Here is an 18,315-nt window from a genome sequence, read left to right on the forward strand (position 1 = left end):
AATGTTTTAGGATACATGAACATTTAACTCTATTCATTACATAAAACCCAACTATGTGTAAGCTGGGCTTTATAAGTGAATTATTATTCACGGTAGGAAATGCTCACAATTTTACCAAATCCTTCATAAGACTTTTCTAATTGGGGCACGCCAGACAAACTGATCTCATAAAGCTCCATCTTACCCGAAGTAGTTGGCTGTCCTGCGTCATAGGTACAAACGACTAGTTTCTTCTGGAGTTCAAGGTAACGATTACTACGATTAAATATATTAGGATACTTAATCAAGGAGATGATCTTATTGCCCTTATCAATCAATAACTTATTAACTTTATTAAAGGGATCATATTGATATATTTTACTGCCAACAGAATACATAATATAACCATAAGTAGGGTCTACATCATAAAAATCAGCATTATCAATAGGTATGCTTGAATCTAAGACATCATCGCCTTGAAGCACCAATTCAGTATCATTATCGATAAATCGGATAAGATTCAGTTTTTTGGTAACGGGATCTCTCAGTAATGCATAGAATTGCTTATTTGTAATTGGAACATAGGCCATATATACCAAATCTTTCTGCAAGTTATCCGGTTTAAATGTATCCGGAGTGGATGACGAAGGTATAATCAATGCCTGATTTAATCCTTTATGAATTAAAAACCGTTTAGCCTTTATGTCAAAAACAACAAGATAATTCTGCGACTCTCTCTTATCTCCTAAAAAAGGGGATATATCAATCATGCCTCCCGTATTCAATCTGTTTAAAGAAGGTCCATATAAAGTTGCTTGAGGAATATTTTCCCGGCTTAATATCCCTTCACTATCGAGGACATAAGATTCTGAACCCGTCGAACTAAATTTGACTGCGTGATAATTTGTTGGTGTTGGTCGCATCACCTCTTCCTTGAAATTACTATATTTATTCCAGGTATATATTTGATTATTGATACTGTATGTTAATTTATCCGTAGAAACATACACTCTTGCACTGGGCTTGGCTGTTAAAAACTCTGAATTTCTAACGTAATGAACCATCAAGGGTTTCCCCTCTATTTTCCAACCACCACTTGCTTTTGTAATATCAAAATAGGGGTCGTATACCGTGGTTTTCGCATTGAATGCCAGCATATCCAAACGCGCTTCATTATTGATATCATTTAAAATTAACCAGCCATCTGCTATCTCTGTTGTGACCCTTAACCCAACCTTTTTTTGCCAGTGATACCCTGTTTCCTTATCTGTTATCTGATAAAACAAGGCATATTTAGATGGTACCAATGATAACATAACATCTAAATCTTTGTCTGTGCTGAGCACTTTTTTAATGTCAGCATTAGAAGCTAAAGAATCATAGCTAAACCATTCATAAGAATATTTATCGGCATCAAAAGAGCTGCCATCCCGTAGTTTCAACACGGGTTTTATTTTTAATTCTACCCCAGAAAACCCAAGATAATTATCTTCCATGTTTTCAATAAGCACATGATTTTGTTCCGAATAATCGTAATTCCCCAAATCCTTTCTACAGGAATTCAAAATACAAATGGTAAAAATTAAAAGACTGAAACCTATAATAGTACTTTTCATAATTTTTAATTTATTGTGCATACTTACCCATTTTCATAAGAGTGATACCATCGACCTCATAAACAGGAGTCCCCATGGCCTCCATTTCATTCAAATAAACCTGCATACTTTTAGACCAGGCAACCAAAAGGTTTGCGGCAGGCATATATTTCTCTGCCGTTACGACATCAATGTCCCAATCAAATCTACTCGCCATAATTTGGAATTTCTTTGCACTGAAATCGCCTAGATATCCCATCAAAGATGTCGCACTCGGATTCTTCTTTGGATCCCAAAACCAAGGAGCTCCAGCAATATCATCTACCGTAAAATGATGTATTGTAAAATTCTTCTTTTTCTTGTTTACACCTGTACCAACAATCTGATTAACCATTTCTGTTTCAAAGTTTTCATTGGAAAGAAGTTTCATCTCTAGAAATAGAGGTGCTATTCTCATTTCCGGAGTGCGCAATAGCTTAAAAATGAGAACATCTCTCACCTCACCAGATCTTATCACAAATTTGGGTGTCAATAACTCATAATCAATACCTTCTTTCAGTGTACTGTTCTTTGAAAATTCGATTTTATAGGGTCTGTCAATACTCTGCGGCCCACCTGTTGTAAGCACGGAAAGAAAATATAGGCTATCTTTAATATTGTCAGGTACATAACCAAAGGAAAAACTGTTGGTATCTTGAGGCACATACCCTTTGTTGCCAGTTTGATCCATTCCTTCAAATAGAATGGTATTATTTGCCGTGTAGTATTCTAATTCTGCTTGTTTACAAGAAGCTATACAGATTAATAATGTCACTGCGACTAATATTTTTTTTAGATTATTCATATTCAAACTTATCTTGGTTGAGTTTCAGACAATGGAATAGGGAAAGTATACTGATCCAAATTGATTGCTTTTTGAGCATTTGAAGCTGCAGAAATAATAGATTTCGTATTTGTACGCTTGTAATAATACCACAACTGCCCCTCCCCATAAAATTCCTTTCTGTATTCTTTCATGATATCTGTAGCAAGGTTACTAGCATTGCCTAAAACATCACAGTTTCTATTTTTCCGAACTTCATTCAGATATTCTAATCCTTTATTTGGATCTGTCTCACACTCGGCAGCAATTAAAAACACCTCACTAATACGCATACCCGGCACGGTATACCTAAACTTATATTCTGATTTATTAGACGCTGTAATATCCTTGTATTTGGTAAAGATATGATAGGATTTACCTCCTGTCTGATCCCACATATTACCATAGCGATAATCATTGGGCCAATTGTCAAATATGGTATTCAAAAACTTTGGAGTCGTCCCTGCACCTAAAATAACCTTATCCTCCAAAGCCCCGCTAAACTGATTTTCGTAAACTTGATATAACTTTGGATTTTCAAAAGCGAAAAGAAGCTCTGTGGAAAAGACTCGATTGGCTGTACTTTTATCCCCTATATTAGTAGGCTTAATCCAGGGAAATTTTGTCTGATTCGCCATGATCTCTTTCGCCGCACTTAAAGCCGCTGGCTTATCGCCTTGATACAAAAGAACTCTAGCCTGAAGTCCCTTGACTGCAAAATAATTCATGTGATAGTTACGGAATAGTAAATACGGCATACTACCCAATTCATATGTACCTCTCGTCATATCAACGACCTCCATAAACATAACCGGATCATAAACTTTTAATAGGTCTTCCGCAACTTTTAAATCCGATAGAATTTTCTCTACTACAAAAGAGCTCGTTGAAAATGGAGCTGCGTCATAACCAGTTTTATCATAATATGGAATAGATCTCGCCCCTGGGTTATTTTCATAATTCGGGGCAAACATGCGAAGCAGATCAAAATATAGAAATGCTCGGATACCATGTGCTTCGCCTTTCATTATATTTTTAGAGACATCATCTAAAACAGTTCCATATGTTTCTAGATTTTCAAGAAAACGGTTAACATTTGCAATATTGACATACATATCTGTCCAGATATTATCAATTGCTTTTTTAACCTCATCTTCTCCATAATCATAAGCAACTAGTTGCTGAATTTTTTTGTCATGTGAAGGAGTTGTATAATAAAGCTGTGCCAACAGGTCCAATGTTTTGACATTGATTTCATTACCATACATACTACTACTACCCAATTTTAAATATATCCCATTCAAAGCGTCTTTAAACCCTTGAGATGTTTCTAAAACTTCTTCTTCAATAAACTTATCTTCAGGCTTTACATTCAACCATTTTGTACAACCAGACAACAAGACAGAAAGGATATATAGTGGAATTATTATTTTTTTCATTTTTGCTTATTTAAATGTTGCATAAATACTCATCGAGACATTTTTCGTAAAAGGATAATCTATCCCCCGTTCTCTTCTAACTGTTGAAGAATAAAAAATATCATTGAAAAAAGTGTTGATTCTTAGATTGGATAACTTTAAACCATCCAACCATCTCTGGTCCCTAAATTCATAACCAAGACTAATGGACTCACCGCTAAATGTGTTTTCTTTCTGAACAAAGCGAGAAGATATCGGCGTTGTATTTGTGATACTTATTGCCTTAAACTGAGAAATATCTCCCGGTTTCTGCCAGCGATCATAAAGCGCTCTCTTATCTTGATTATTCTCTACATTTTTTAATGAAATATTCTCCACTTTGTTAAACAAAGCTGTATTTAGATTATCCTTCCGGAAAATATAGCGCAATAAAACATTTGCGGTAAACCCTTTATAGGTAAGACTCCCTCTAAGTACTCCTTCTGCTAAGGGCTGGGCCGTACCCACTTTCACGATATTATCAGGATCATAGTTATAAGTTTGTTCGCCATTTGAAGTTAAAAAAACCTCTCGGCCAGAAGATGGGTCTATCCCTAAAGATCGTACTGCCCAAATATCATTTGGACCATAACCATCTTTATAGCGGGTCAGCGAGTTACTTTCTCGCATTTCTTGATTTAAAGCACTTAGTTTATTGTTGAAGTTATCATAATGGGACTTCAACATAGAACCTGTTAATCCAAAAGTCAAAACAATACGGTCTACAGGATTGTATATAGGCGAATAGTTAACCGTTGTTTCTATCCCTTTATAATTTAACGTTCCTGCATTAAATGGATAAGCAGATAATCCTGTCGAAGATGGCAGTGTGACAGCAACAACCAAAGGATCCGTAAGTTTATCATAAGCATTAACTTGAACATTCAATTTGTTATTAAACAACACCGCGTCCAAACCTACACTTGTTTGTCTCGTTCGCTGCCATTTTAGATCTGGAGCTCCCAATGCTGACAGATAAATTCCCTCACCGAAACGATTAAGGTCAGTCACATAACTATATACTGATTGACTCACATTTCCAAAGTTCTGATTACCTGTGACCCCTATATTTCCTCTCAGACGAAACATATTGACCCAGCTGATTTTCTTAATAAAGTCTTCTTTATCTAGATTCCATCCCAAACCAAAAGAATAATAGGGAGAGTACAAATTATTTGATCCAAAGCTAGTAGACCCATCAAGGTTATAGTTAAAGTCCAAGTTGTATTTTTGAGCGTATGAATAGTTTATAGAACCAAGTACCGAATTTCTTCTACTTTTTGTTTTGTAAGATACAGGCTTGGAATCCGTCACAAAACCGTTTGAAAATGCGGGGTTACCATTACTCGTTGAGGGAAATCCTACGGCTGTATATCCATTAGATTGATTAACTGTTTCATTAACTTCTCCTCGAAAGTTGGCAGTAATAGAGTGTACATCACTAATAATCTTTGCATAGGTAAGCATAAGATTTCCCGTGTAACTAAAATAGCTGTTCTCTGCATGATCTAGACTTCCTCTTTTCGAATAATCTACACCAGCGAACTTACTGTGTAATGAAGATAAGAAAGCATCTGATGTCGTATTTCCTTTGCTAATCTGTCCTCCTGCTGTCAATCGTAGAGCAGAAGTAAAGTCATAATTAAACTGTAGGTTATCCGTAATCAGATAATTTTTTGTTTTGTCAAAACTTTTCAAGCTGGCATTATACAATGGATTAACATTGGTAATATCTACTCTTGAGTCATTCGTCAGAGTCTTATAGGACAAATACATTTCGTCGGCAGGGAGCAGTTCAAAATACGGATTGGTGTTCACCCAAGTTGAAAAACTACCGTAAGGTGACTCATTTCCAGTATATCCCGAAATATAAGCTCTGTTGGATACATTTAATTTTCCCGTCCTATAACTCAAGTTTATGTTAGCACCCCAATCTTCACGACCAGATAGCTTTATTGCTCCTTTTGTATTTTTATAGTTCATACCAACATCGAACACGACTGCTCCCTCACCTCCTCTAGCACTAACGGAGTGTCTATGGGAAAACCCTGTTTGCAGTGGCTTGTCCAGCCAATATGTATTTACACCGCGTAAGACATTGTCTAATCTGTCATTATAAAGCTGATCTAATTTAAGCTGCTGACTTACATTGCCTTGATTAGCATAAAACCTTCCTGACAATCGCTCAAATTCTAATTTCTCCGCCGCATCCATCATATTATAGCTTGATAAATCTGGAGCCTGAACTTGCATATCGGCACTATAGGACAATTGAACTTTTCCTGGCTTTGGCTTAATCGTCTCAATTACGACAACTCCATTGGATGCCCGTGAACCATAAATAGCCGTTGAAGCAGCATCTTTGAGAATAGTAGCGGACTGAATGATATTCATATCCAAATCCATAATAGTACGCAAGCTTGTTTCAAAACCATCTAAAATAAATAACGGCTGATTGGGATCTGTCGAAAATTCATTCTTTAAGCTAGATGTTGGAATACTGGTCTGTCCTCTCAATTCTATCTTGGGCAACATATTAGGATTTGAGCCTAAAGCATTGTTTTCGATTTGAATAAAAGATGGATCTAATGCTCTTAAGCTTGCAACAACATTTTGGTTGTTCACCATTTTCAGTTCTTGTCCTGTAAAAGATGCTGTTGCTCCTGTAAAACTTTCCTTTTTTCGTTGGGTTATCCCCGTAACCACCACTTCTCCAACTTCTTCTTCTTGTTTTTTCAACCGAATTATCATACGATTGCGCTCCAGGCTAGCCTTTACCTCTCTACTCTCATAGCCGAGATAAGAAATAACAAGAATTTCATTCAATGAAGTTATTGGCAAATTAAACGAACCATCTTCCTGAGTTGCTACTGCTAGCTTTGGATCCGATTTTAGGCGAACCGAAGCTCCCTTAATAGGTTTACCATTTTCGTCCAATAACAGCCCTCGTACCACTTGCTGTAAAACAGACTCTGCGATTTTTGATACGCTCTGAGGAAACTCTCGGGAGGTTGACTGAGGCTGTAAAACTCTTCCCTTCTTTATAACAATGGTTTTGTCAAAATATTCAAAAGTAAAATTACCATTCTTCAATACGCTATTTAATGCTTGATTCAAAGGCATGTTTTTGACATCGACATCGACTCCTTTTACTGGAGCAATATCTGTCTTGTTGTAAAAAAAAGTATAGCCACTCTGCTTCTCAAAATCTTTTAAAATAGCTTCTAAATTTGTCTTTTGTCGCTTTAGCGTGACCTGTTGGGCATAGGTGCTTGCATCTACCTGAGACAGACCTAGTCCTAACAATAAGGTGATTAGGTTAATTTTCATCAATGATCGGGATAGTGGTCTTGACAGATTGGGACTCTTATTATTCCCATCGAACACCGTCCGTCGGGTTCCTGGAGTCGGTCCATGTAGAGACAGACCTTCTTTCCCATTCTGTAAGAACGGATTTAAAGAAATTTTCATTAATTTCGATTGTTGGTTGTAACGATTAAAAATTAGTTCACTTGATCTACGGCCTTCAACTACTCATCGGGTTCTGCGCCAACAGAATCCGATTTTTGTTTATCTATCAGGCTATCCCGAATTGCTGTACTCCATTTTGATTCTTTTCATGTTTTTAGATTATGTAATGATTAAGTTAATTCGTTTGTTTCTACCGACAACGGCTTTGGTACTAAGCTCAGCATAATTCAAAAGCTCTACCAGTCGATCTAAGGACAGGTTGCGCGGAATCTTACCGATATACTGTGCGGTATTGGTTTTGCGATCGTACGTAATATCAATATCGTACCAACGGGCAATCTCTTGTAAAACCGTTGCTGTGTTGCTCCCGTCAAAACTAAACTGTCCTTTGGTCCAGCTCAAGACATCATCAATATTGATTGTCCTTGTTTCTAAATGTTGGCCCATAGAGCTTGCTTGCTGATTTGGTTTGAGAACTGTGGTACGCGAAGCCAGGTTGACCTGTACGACTCCTTCTGCTAGTGTCGTCTGCTCACTATCCTCCTGAGGATAGGACCTGACATTAAACTTAGTCCCTAGTACTTGAATCCGTTGACCTCTTGCCTCGACAATAAAACGGCTCTTTTCGCTGGTTTTTGTTACTTCAAAATACCCCTCGCCCTCTAGCTTTACCACGCGATCGCCAACACCGAAGGAGGATGGATAGGTCAATTTAGACTCTGAATTGAGGGTAACTCGTGTTCCGTCAACCAATGTCAGCTGATAGGTCGCCGCCCTGGGAATACGTAGGCTATTAGATTGTATTTTCTCTGCTCCATTGGCAGCATTATGATAGCGAACCTTGCCTTCAGCATCTTTGGTGATGATTGTTTCGCCAATCTGTAAGCTTTCATTGAGTGCAAGCTGATCTAAATCTATTTCCTCTCCTCCCTCCAATACTATTATAGCGCGCTCTTTTGCTGGTTGAATCTGTGCCAGTTGCTCTACTGTAGCGAGATCTGCTGATGTAAGTGAATTCCAGACAAAATATCCCCCAACCAGAAATATAGCCGCTGCTGCAGACCAGCGGTATAACCGCTTCGTATTAAATCGTTTTGACTCGGTACTTATCGCATCAAACAGCCGCTTTTTTGCGCGTTGCTGTATGGCTTCCTGTTCCATTTGTTGGATCAAAGAATCAGCTTCGAGACCATCGTACCAAGTAATCACGTCCCGATGGTCTTTTTCCTTCGCGTTCAAAAAATTAGTTATCTGCTGGTATAGCCGCTGTACGTGCTTCATAAAAACCCTCGTGTGTATTTATACCAACCACAATGAGTGCCCAATTAGGGTTACTTTTCAACCATAAAAATTAGAAATGGTCAAAAACATAAGGTCAGTTAATAGATAAGTGTATAAAAAGAGGGGTACCTTCTACTCGATTTAGAAAAAAAGTAGAAAATTCTTAGTCACATCACGTAATCGCCTGATAGCCTTATTAATATGCTTCTCGACTGTAGACTCCGAAATATCCAACTGTTGAGCGATTTCTTTATTACTTAAGAATTCACTCCGACTAAGTTTGAAAACTTCACGGCATTTGTCTGGCAAATTTTCGATTTCATTGGAAACAATGTCGATAATATAGCGGTAATGAAGACGCTCTTCTAAAGGAACTGTCTCATCAAGAATATCTAAATGTTCTAGATCCATAGGATTGGCCCGTTTTAACTCCGTACGGTAATGGGCCAAGATAAGGTAACGACACGAAGAGTATAGGTAGGCCGGTAAGGATTCTATATCGAGCATATTGTGCCGGTTGCGCCAAAGAGAAAGAAAGAGGTCGTGTAGAATATCTTCGGCAACTTGTGCATCCGATACTTTGGATAGGATATGCTTTGTTAGATCATCAGAAAAGAGGTCATAGAGTAGCGAAAAGGCTCTTTCGTCCCCCTCGACAATGCGCTCTAAAAGCAACCTAAAACCCGTTAATCTACTGTCATTCATGAATACCCGCCACTAAAGCTAACAAATTTATAATACAAACGTTTATGAAAGTTGTTTCGCGACAAAGCTATAGATTTAGCTCCGATACACAAACCTACAACAAAGACTACAAAAAAAGTAGTCTTTATTTTATTTTATCGAGCCAATGAATAATGTGACCATCCCGCTCCATTTTACGAAAATAGGTCATCTGTCTTTTTGCATACCGATGTATCTCGGTACCAAGCTTGTGCAAAAACACATCATACTCTATTTGACCACGAAGGTAATAACTAATGTATTTGTATTCCAGTCCATAATAGGCAATTTCATCATGAGTCAATCCTGAATGTAACAGGTTTTCAACTTCTCGAACCATTCCTTGATCCAATCGATCAAGTAAGCGTTGGCTGATTCGAGCGCGCCGAAGTTCGACGTCAGGATTCAGTCCCAAGATGGTCGCAGTGTAACCTGGTACAGAGGGAGGCAAGATATGCCCCGGCTGAGAGAGCCAGTTCAAAATTTCTAAAGCCCGAGCCATTCTCTTTTTGGAGGTATAATCTATGGCGAAATCGGAAGGAATGAGGTACTGAGCAATCTGCTCTTGCAGCTCCTGCTTTGTTTTCTGCTCCTGAAAACTACGCCAAACAATGTTGGTCGGCACCTGGTTATAGGGCTGGGGGCTGAGTAATGCTTGTATATAAAACCCAGTCCCTCCACAGACTATAACGGGCTTGCCTTTTTCTTTTATAGATCGGTAAGCACCCTCAAAATCCTCTAAAAATCGGGCTACATTATAGTGCTCGCCTGGATCGGCAATATCAATTAGGTGGTAAGGTATATCTCCATATTCCTGAATATCCTTGCCGGTACCAATATCCATGTGCCGGTAAACCTGTCTCGAATCGGCACTGATAATCTCGCCATTCAGGGTTTTGGCTAATTCTACCGCTAATTTGGTTTTTCCGGAAGCTGTGGGACCTGTTATAATTAAAATATCTTTCTCGAGAAAAGACGTTTCCCGAGAAAGATACTCAAGGACTTGTTTGCTGTTTATCACAGTACAAATTTAGTCCATTTTTCATTGCTCTCATTACTTTTTACAACAGTATCAATGAAAGCCATACCCCGTACACCATCGGCTACCGTAGGAAAATCCAATGCCTCTGGACTTGGGGTCTTCCCTACTCTTTTGGCAGATACAGTCAGGGCAAAATTGCGGTATATATTAGCAAAAGACTCCAACAGTCCCTCGGGGTGCCCCGATGGAATCCGTGTGTTGTGTGTCGCAAACGAGCTCAATGTATAAGGTGCAGCATAAGCATTGCCTGTACGGTACAATTGACGGGGTTGATCCAACATCTTGACGATAAGATTATTTGGGTCTTCATTCGCCCATTCTAATCCCCCTTTTTCACCATATATACGAATACGCACGGCATTCTCCTCGCCCGCAGAAACCTGTGAAGCCATCAAAACACCTTTTGCCCCATTTTCAAAACGCAAAAGGACGGATCCGTCATCATCCAATAACCGGCCTTCTACAAAAGTAGTCAGATCTGCACAGAGCTCTGTGATACGCAATCCGGATACATATTCTGCAAGGTGCGCCACATGTGTCCCAATATCACCCATAACCAACGATTTGCCCGAACGCTTTGGATCTGCTCTCCAAGCCGCTCCTGCATTACCTTCTCGTTCGGAAAGACGGCTTAACCAGCCTTGGGGATACTCGACAAGGATTTTACGAATCTTACCAAAGTGTCCCTCACGCACCATCGCTTTGGCCTGCTTGACCATCGGATATCCGGAATACGTATGGGTAAGACATAAGGTACGACCAGTCTTATTTACAACTTCCTGCAAGGCTAGAGCTTCTTCTAATGACACCGTCATCGGTTTTTCGACAACCACATCAAAGCCGCTTTCCATCGCAAGTTTTGCAGGTTCAAAATGTAAAAAATTGGGGGTCACAATCGTCAAAAAGTCCATCCGCTCACCCTCAGGCAGCAGAGCCTCTTTTTCGATCATCGTTTTATAATCGGGATAAACTCGATCTGGAGCAACAAAAAGCTCCCGACCAGATTCTTTTGATATTTCTGGATCTACACTGAAAGCGCCACATACCAATTCGATCTTTCCATCCATAAAGGCAGCAATACGGTGTACGGCACCTATAAAGGCGTCTTTTCCTCCACCGACCATGCCCATGCGTAATCTACGTTCCATAATTAATTTATAAGTTTAATGTTGAAGGATGTTAAAATAGCAAAATCTATTTAAAGTAAGAGCTTTAATTTCAAACTCCCCTTATTTTCAATGTAATAGTCCACTACCTGCTCTTCTGTAAAACGGGAAAAACGCTGCCCCCCGACGACGGCGAAACGCTGTGGAGCGGTCGTATCGACTACCTCAAAACCTAGGGTTTCTAAAGACGAGGTATCCTGGCACCAATCTCTATCTGCATAGGTCATGATATCCTGTGGTTTAAATTCTTTTATAAATGCCTTCAATAGTTTGGATAGCCCGCCTATAACAAGCCTATCTCCCTTGTGGCAAAAACGAATCAACTCGAAAGATCTAAAATCTGGACCTAAATGCCACATAATGCGTCCTCCACTGAAGACGGCGACAGATACCAACTCTCCCTGGTTAAAAAGCCCATATCTATATTTACCAGGAAGTGCTCCCTGAAGGTGATGTTCTTCTTGAAACTCTACTGCAGCCTGCTTGTCAATACGGGCGACGACTGTAGAACGGGCGTAGATACGCTCCCCTTGTCCATGCACCCCCTTCAGCCGATTGATAATCTTATCCCTGGCACCGAGGAGCTGATCATAGTCGAGATGTATCACATCCTGCCCTGCGACCTCCTCGACGCGATGGGTGTGAGGCTTGTACATAAAAAGTGTAACACGGTCGGTGTGTACTTCAAAAAAATCAGTGTGTTCGTTGACTTCTTCTATCGTAATATGTTCCGATAACAGTTGAATAAAGTGTCTGATGTCTTTTTTTGATTCCCGCACGGTATAAAATTACGATTAATAATTATAATCCACCCGGATGAAAATAGATCGATCCGTGGCGCAAAAATAAAAATTCATACCTTTGCAAAAGATTAAGAAGAATGAAATTACCAATAGTAGCATACGGTGATCCGGTATTACGGAAAAAAACCGAAGAAATAGATGAAGATTATCCTCAATTAAAGGAATTGATAGATAATATGTTTGAAACAATGTATACAGCACATGGAGTAGGGCTTGCTGCTCCTCAAATAGGGCTGCCTATACGTTTGTTTGTCATTGATGGCTCTCCTTTTGCTGAGGATGAAGACGGTGATACAGACCTAAAAGATTTCAAAAGGGTATTTATTAACCCGATTATTGTGAAAGAATATGGCGAAAAATGGGCATTCAATGAGGGCTGTCTTTCTATCCCGGATATCAATGAGGAGGTAATGCGTCCATCCAATGTAGTGATAAACTACCTGGATGAAAATTTCGAGGAGAAGGAAGAAGATCTGGCAGGATTGGCTGCACGTATCGTACAACATGAATATGACCACATCGAAGGAAAGCTTTTCGTAGACAAGCTGGGCCCCCTTAAAAAGACAATGTTAAAGAGTAAGCTGGATCAGATCTCAAAAGGGCAGATCCGCGTAGGCTATAAAATGAAATTTCCGCTACAAAAGAAAGGAAGATAAAAAGGAGCTCAATAGAGCTCCTTTTTTTATTAACTAAGTCCTAGTATTTCTTTATTAAAGGCGGCATCCGCTCCCGTGGATGCAAAGTCGTCAAATGCTTTGTCCGTAACACGGATAATATGATCCGAGATGAATTTAGATCCTTCTGTCGCACCATCAATCTGGTTCTTGATACAGCACTCCCATTCCATGACGGCCCACCCATCGTAACCGTACTGGCTGAGCTTGCTGAAAATGGTCTTAAAGTCGACCTGTCCATCTCCTGGTGACCGATATCTGCCTGCTCTATTTAACCAACTTTGATACCCACCAAAAGTACCTTGTTTGCCTGTTGGATTAAACTCAGAATCTTTGACGTGAAATGCCTTGATGCGCTCGTGATAAAAATCAATATATTGTATGTAATCCAGTTGCTGTAATACAAAATGGGATGGATCGTACAATAGACACGCTCTAGGGTGATTGTTTACCTTTTCTAAGAACATCTCGTAGGTAACACCATCGAAAAGGTCTTCGCCGGGATGGATCTCGTAACATAGATCTACACCACACTCCTCGAAGGTGTCTAAGATTGGAGTCCAACGTTTCGCCAATTCGGTAAAAGCTTCGTCTACCAGCCCCTCTGGCCTCTGAGGCCAAGGGTGAAAATATTGCCATAACAACGACCCACTGAAAGTAGCATGTGCTTTAAGACCTAGATTCTGAGATGCTTTTGCACCATATTTTAACTGCTGTATAGCCCACTCTGTACGCGCTTTGGGATTATTTCGGAACTTCTCAGGAGCAAACGCATCGAAAAGCTTGTCATAAGCAGGATGTACTGCTACCAATTGCCCCTGTAAATGGGTAGAAAGCTCTGTAATCTCTAGCCCGAGCTCGTTTAATTTACCTTTATATTCGTCGGCATAGGTTTTACTTTCAGCAGCTTTCTGTAAATCAAAATAATGAGGGTCTCCGGTAGGAATCTGAAGTCCCTTGAAGCCTAAAGATTTAGCCCATTCTGCAATGTTTTCTATGGAATTGAAAGGCGCTTCTTCTGCAATAAACTGTGCAAGGAATATACCTGGTCCTTTTATTGTTTTCATCTGATTACTGTTTGTTTATCGGTATTTTACCCGAACATTAATAACTATTGATCTATCTCAATTAACGCTCGGCTGTAGTTATAAGTTTAAGTTCTGTAATATGACTATGTATGGGAATAGCTATCTATCGGGTAGATGAACTGATACACAGGCTCAATAAAGATAAGCTTATTTTTGAATAAAAATGTAGGTAGACATACAAGATAACTTTGAAAAAGGTAAAAAATATAATTTTACCATGATCTGTTTTCTTAGAATTTATGATAGATTTTATTAAGTTTGATAAATAATAAAGCAAGTCATGCATACAAATTATGAGTCAAATCCTATTTTAGACCGCCTACCAAAACATTTAAGGCAGTTTATTAAACCCCAAAACTACGAGGAATATACCCCTATCAATCAGGCTGTATGGCGCTATGTCATGCGCAAAAATGTGGACTATCTATCTCGGGTAGCACATGACTCTTATCTTGAAGGGCTAGATAAAACGGGACTGGAAGTTGATAAAATACCTGATATGTATGGCATGAACCGCATATTGAAAGAAATCGGCTGGGCAGCTGTAGCTGTTGACGGTTTTATTCCGCCTAACGCTTTTATGGAGTTTCAGGCTTATCATGTTCTGGTCATCGCCTCTGATATCCGACAACTTGAAAATATTGAATATACCCCTGCTCCTGATATCATACATGAAGGAGCTGGGCATGCCCCTATTATCGCCAACAGGGAGTATGCAGAATACCTACGTCGATTTGGTGAAATAGGAAGTAAAGCAATCTCTTCGGCACATGACTATGAAATATATGAAGCCATCCGCGAGCTCTCCATTCTGAAAGAGGCAGAAGGTACGCCTATAGCGGAAATAGAGCGGGTAGAAAATCTGGTAAATGAGCTTCAAAACAAGAAAATAGAGCCCTCCGAAATGGCCTTGATACGTAATCTGCACTGGTGGACTGTGGAATATGGACTGATAGGCACTGTGGAGAATCCTAAAATATATGGAGCTGGTCTACTCTCTTCTATCGGTGAATCGGCTTGGTGTATGCGTGATGAGGTTAAGAAAATCCCTTACGATATCAGCGCCGCTTACCAGGGATTTGATATTACGAAACCTCAACCCCAACTCTATGTCACTCCTGACTTTGCTTATCTAAGCTTGGTCCTAGAGGAGTTTGCCAACACAATGGCACTCCGCACAGGAGGAATCAGCGGGGTGAAGAAGCTTATAGAATCTAAAGCATTGGCCACAATAGAATTATCCACCGGTATTCAGGTATCTGGTGTTTTTAGCCGAGTTATCGAACAGGATGGCAAACCTATTTATATACAGACCTCCTCACCTACAGCTTTGGCTTATCATAACAAGGAACTTATAAACCATGGTACCAACTATCACAACGCAGGCTTCAGCACTCCTGTTGGTAAGTTGAAGGGAATAAATCTATCTATAGAAGATATGAGCCCTAAAGATCTACAGGCCTATAATATAGAGGAGGGTAAAGATATCAAACTCGAGTTTGAAGGTAATATTACAGTAGAAGGCCGTATTATTACGGGGCGAAGGAATATCAAAGGAAAGATTATTTTAATCAGCCTGGAGAACTGTACAGTCCGCTACCACAATGAGGTGCTATTCCAACCGGAATGGGGTACCTATGATATGGCAATTGGAAAAAAAGTTATTTCTTGCTATTCGGGACCTGCAGATGATAGCAGTTTTGACCTCATTTCGCATGTTTCGCACACAAAAACGATCAAACAACAGAAGACACAGGGAAAAATTGAACTTGAAAACCTGTACCTGGCGGTAAGGACCCATAGAGAGGGTAAAGATAAAAGAGACTTAGAACAGATACTACAGACAGTTAACACAAACTACCCGGACGATTGGCTATTGACCTTAGAAATATGCGAAATCGCCCACAAAGAAGGTAATACTGTCCTATTTGAGAGGTCTCAAAAAACACTAAATGATATTCAGCAGGCAAAACCTGCTGTAAGTAATCTGATAAAAGACGGGCTACAGCTGATCTGTGGTTAATTTTTATCCTTATTTTTCGTTTCAATCCATAAAGACATATATTTTGTGGATTGAAACGATTGATACATTAATATCGCCCCGATAAAGTTCCGCTCCCTAAAAGACACCATATCTTCCTGTATTTCTAATATGGTTTTCAAAAGTCTATCGCTGTAGGAATTATCTGCATACAGGCTATTAAATAGATCGAATCCTACTTTTTGCTTCTCTTCCCAAAGTAACTTCTCCCGATAAAGCCGAAGGCTGTATGCAACAAAAGCTACCGTATCATCAGTAACAAATCCGCCCCATTTCTCATTCTGTTGCATTGACTCTGCTCCTATACTACTACTCACAGAGGGTGTCCCAGAATACATCGCATCGACCAGTTTGCCTTTGGCCCCTGCTCCAAACGGAATAGGAGCAAGCAATACGCGGTAGTTTGCAAGGCTATTACGTGCGTCTTCTGCACGTCCTTTAATTAAAAAACCTTCTTTGGGTTTATGCAATTGAAAAACCTTCTCGGAGGCATAGGCACCGAAAATATGGAGCTCAGCCTCACGTTCCTGCTTTCTTATTTGGGGCCATATCTCTCGCTTCAATCGCTCTACGGTTCGCCAATTGGGCTCATGTATAAAATTACCGATGAATACAAAATCTTTACGCTGTCCAAAAACAGGTAAAGTCGAAGAATGTATATCTGCTAATTTTTCTTCTTGAAAAGGAAGATAAAAAAGACGCTCCATAGGGACCGCGAAGTCTTGTGTAAGAAGTGTGATTTCTTCTTTTGATATAATCAATGATAAATCTGAGCGCAATATAGCAGCTATCTCCCGCTTGGCTGTGTCTGTCCTATAATCTATAGGCATAGCTTTCTTAAATGCTTCCTGTCTAGCAAGCCTAACAAAATGAAGGTCTTCTGTATCTAATATACGAAGTGCATCGGGGCAGTGCTCTGCTACCCGCCAACCATATTGCTCTTCTACCATAAAACGATCAAAAACCACAATGCTAGGTGCTAATTCTCGAACGAAACTATCAAAAGAGGAATCATTAAGCTGTATCATATGCTCTGCTATTCCTAAAGAAGTCATATCATATGAATGCTCCCCTTTGCCGGCTGCTGAAGCAAAATGAACCTCATAATCTCTAGAAAACAAACGGACTAGATGTAACATCCGCCATCCCGCGGCCGAAGAAGTAGGTTCAGGCCATACTAAACCAATAAAAAGTACTTTTAGCATTTTATACGCACTATGCTTTTATTTTTTAACTATCTTTAAAGCAACCTTAAAAAACAAAAATAAGACAATTAAATTAACCGAAATAAATGACTTCGTTTTAATCCATATTTAAGGCTATTTATTACCTATGCTAAAAACTGTTTTTGGGAATCATCTCAAAGGGGCAGGCTACATCCCAGCCTATACCGGTCTCAAATAAAACGTTTTGAGACCGGTTCACTTCTAATCTCTTGATAGAAGATAGAAACGCTTTGACCAAAGCTTATCTAAAGGAAATTATCTAAGTTTGTAATCAGGAAACAAATCGAGAATAATAATGCTAGGATTAAAACTACTTACAGACCCTCGCTGGGCCAATATTGCCGAATCTAATTTGGAAGAAATTTTGACGGACCATGCCTGGTGTGAACAAAAAGCAGCTTCCAATGCCATAATGCTGATCACTCAAAATCCAGAGTTTGAAGATCTCGTACACGAACTGACGGATATCGCACTGGAAGAAATAGAACACTTCAAAATGGTAATAGGTATTATCAAAGAAAGAGGATACACACTAGGACGGGAAAGGAAAGACGATTATGTGGGCCAGTTGATGAAGTTTTTAAAGAAAGATGGTTCTAGAAACCAAGCTTTTATAGACCGTCTATTATTTGCAGCGATGATAGAGGCCCGTAGTTGCGAAAGGTTCAGAGTACTTTCTAAAAATATTAAAGATAAAGAACTGGCAAAATTCTACCATGACCTGATGGTCTCGGAAGCAAATCACTATACTACATTTTTAAACTTTGCAAAAAAGTACAGTAAAGACGTAGATGTAGATAAACGCTGGAAAGAATGGTTGGATTTTGAAGGTAAACTGATACAGTCATATGGTACCAAAGAGTATATACATGGATAAGTTTTCTTAACCTATCTTAATTTTTGCAAA

General features: G+C 39.4%; 14 protein-coding genes. 3 read left to right on the forward strand and 11 right to left on the reverse strand.

The window, feature by feature from the left end:
- Positions 1-83: 83 nt before the first annotated feature.
- The 9 genes from JKG64_RS21945 to JKG64_RS21985 all read right to left on the reverse strand — a co-directional run bounded on the left by JKG64_RS21945 (position 84) and on the right by JKG64_RS21985 (position 12,355).
- Positions 84-1,595 (reverse strand): PKD-like family lipoprotein, encoded by a 1,512-nt coding sequence (locus tag JKG64_RS21945; RefSeq protein WP_210356412.1) that lies wholly within the window; start codon positions 1,593-1,595, stop codon positions 84-86.
- A gap of 10 nt (positions 1,596-1,605) precedes the next feature.
- Positions 1,606-2,418: a DUF4843 domain-containing protein gene (locus JKG64_RS21950; RefSeq protein ID WP_210356413.1), complete on the reverse strand. Its 813-nt coding sequence runs from the start codon at positions 2,416-2,418 to the stop codon at positions 1,606-1,608.
- 8 nt (positions 2,419-2,426) lie between these two features.
- A complete protein-coding gene (locus tag JKG64_RS21955) occupies positions 2,427-3,875 on the reverse strand; it encodes a RagB/SusD family nutrient uptake outer membrane protein (protein ID WP_210356414.1) in 1,449 nt (482 codons plus the stop codon).
- A gap of 6 nt (positions 3,876-3,881) precedes the next feature.
- Complete coding sequence (locus JKG64_RS21960) at positions 3,882-7,364, reverse strand: SusC/RagA family TonB-linked outer membrane protein (protein WP_210356415.1); 3,483 nt, start codon at positions 7,362-7,364, stop codon at positions 3,882-3,884.
- A gap of 159 nt (positions 7,365-7,523) precedes the next feature.
- Positions 7,524-8,645, reverse strand: coding sequence for a FecR family protein (locus JKG64_RS21965; RefSeq protein ID WP_210356416.1), 1,122 nt, complete (start codon positions 8,643-8,645; stop codon positions 7,524-7,526).
- Between the two features lie 141 nt (positions 8,646-8,786).
- Complete coding sequence (locus tag JKG64_RS21970) at positions 8,787-9,350, reverse strand: RNA polymerase sigma factor (protein WP_210356417.1); 564 nt, start codon at positions 9,348-9,350, stop codon at positions 8,787-8,789.
- A 124-nt stretch (positions 9,351-9,474) separates the two neighbouring features.
- Positions 9,475-10,389, reverse strand: coding sequence for a tRNA (adenosine(37)-N6)-dimethylallyltransferase MiaA (miaA, locus tag JKG64_RS21975; protein WP_210356418.1), 915 nt, complete (start codon positions 10,387-10,389; stop codon positions 9,475-9,477).
- Positions 10,386-11,558 carry a Gfo/Idh/MocA family protein gene (locus JKG64_RS21980; RefSeq protein ID WP_210356419.1) on the reverse strand — a complete coding sequence of 391 codons (1,173 nt, stop codon included), beginning with the start codon at positions 11,556-11,558 and terminating at the stop codon, positions 10,386-10,388. Before JKG64_RS21980 ends, miaA begins: the two co-directional genes overlap by 4 nt.
- Positions 11,559-11,608: 50 nt before the next feature.
- Positions 11,609-12,355, reverse strand: a complete 747-nt coding sequence (locus JKG64_RS21985; RefSeq protein ID WP_210356420.1) for a hypothetical protein — start codon at positions 12,353-12,355, stop codon at positions 11,609-11,611.
- A 101-nt stretch (positions 12,356-12,456) separates the two neighbouring features.
- On the opposite strand from JKG64_RS21985, the gene def reads away from it, so the two are divergent.
- On the forward strand, positions 12,457-13,035 hold the full coding sequence (def, locus tag JKG64_RS21990) for a peptide deformylase (RefSeq protein ID WP_210356421.1): 579 nt from the start codon (positions 12,457-12,459) through the stop codon (positions 13,033-13,035).
- Positions 13,036-13,064: 29 nt separating this feature from the next.
- Here the strand turns inward: def and JKG64_RS21995 are convergent, their stop codons facing one another.
- A complete protein-coding gene (locus JKG64_RS21995) occupies positions 13,065-14,120 on the reverse strand; it encodes a sugar phosphate isomerase/epimerase family protein (protein ID WP_210356422.1) in 1,056 nt (351 codons plus the stop codon).
- 301 nt (positions 14,121-14,421) lie between these two features.
- Here JKG64_RS21995 and JKG64_RS22000 point away from each other — a divergent pair, with 301 nt between their 5' ends.
- Positions 14,422-16,164 (forward strand): aromatic amino acid hydroxylase, encoded by a 1,743-nt coding sequence (locus tag JKG64_RS22000; RefSeq protein ID WP_210356423.1) that lies wholly within the window; start codon positions 14,422-14,424, stop codon positions 16,162-16,164.
- On the opposite strand, the gene JKG64_RS22005 is transcribed toward JKG64_RS22000, so the two are convergent.
- Complete coding sequence (locus JKG64_RS22005; RefSeq protein ID WP_210356424.1) at positions 16,161-17,387, reverse strand: glycosyltransferase; 1,227 nt, start codon at positions 17,385-17,387, stop codon at positions 16,161-16,163. The two genes, JKG64_RS22000 and JKG64_RS22005, sit on opposite strands and share 4 nt — an antisense overlap.
- A 316-nt stretch (positions 17,388-17,703) precedes the next feature.
- Between JKG64_RS22005 and miaE the strand changes: the two genes are divergently transcribed.
- Positions 17,704-18,285 carry a tRNA-(ms[2]io[6]A)-hydroxylase gene (gene miaE, locus JKG64_RS22010; protein ID WP_210356425.1) on the forward strand — a complete coding sequence of 194 codons (582 nt, stop codon included), beginning with the start codon at positions 17,704-17,706 and terminating at the stop codon, positions 18,283-18,285.
- The last annotated feature ends 30 nt before the right edge of the window (positions 18,286-18,315 follow it).

Source organism: Sphingobacterium tabacisoli (genome assembly GCF_017908035.1).
GTDB classification, from domain to species: domain Bacteria; phylum Bacteroidota; class Bacteroidia; order Sphingobacteriales; family Sphingobacteriaceae; genus Sphingobacterium; species Sphingobacterium tabacisoli.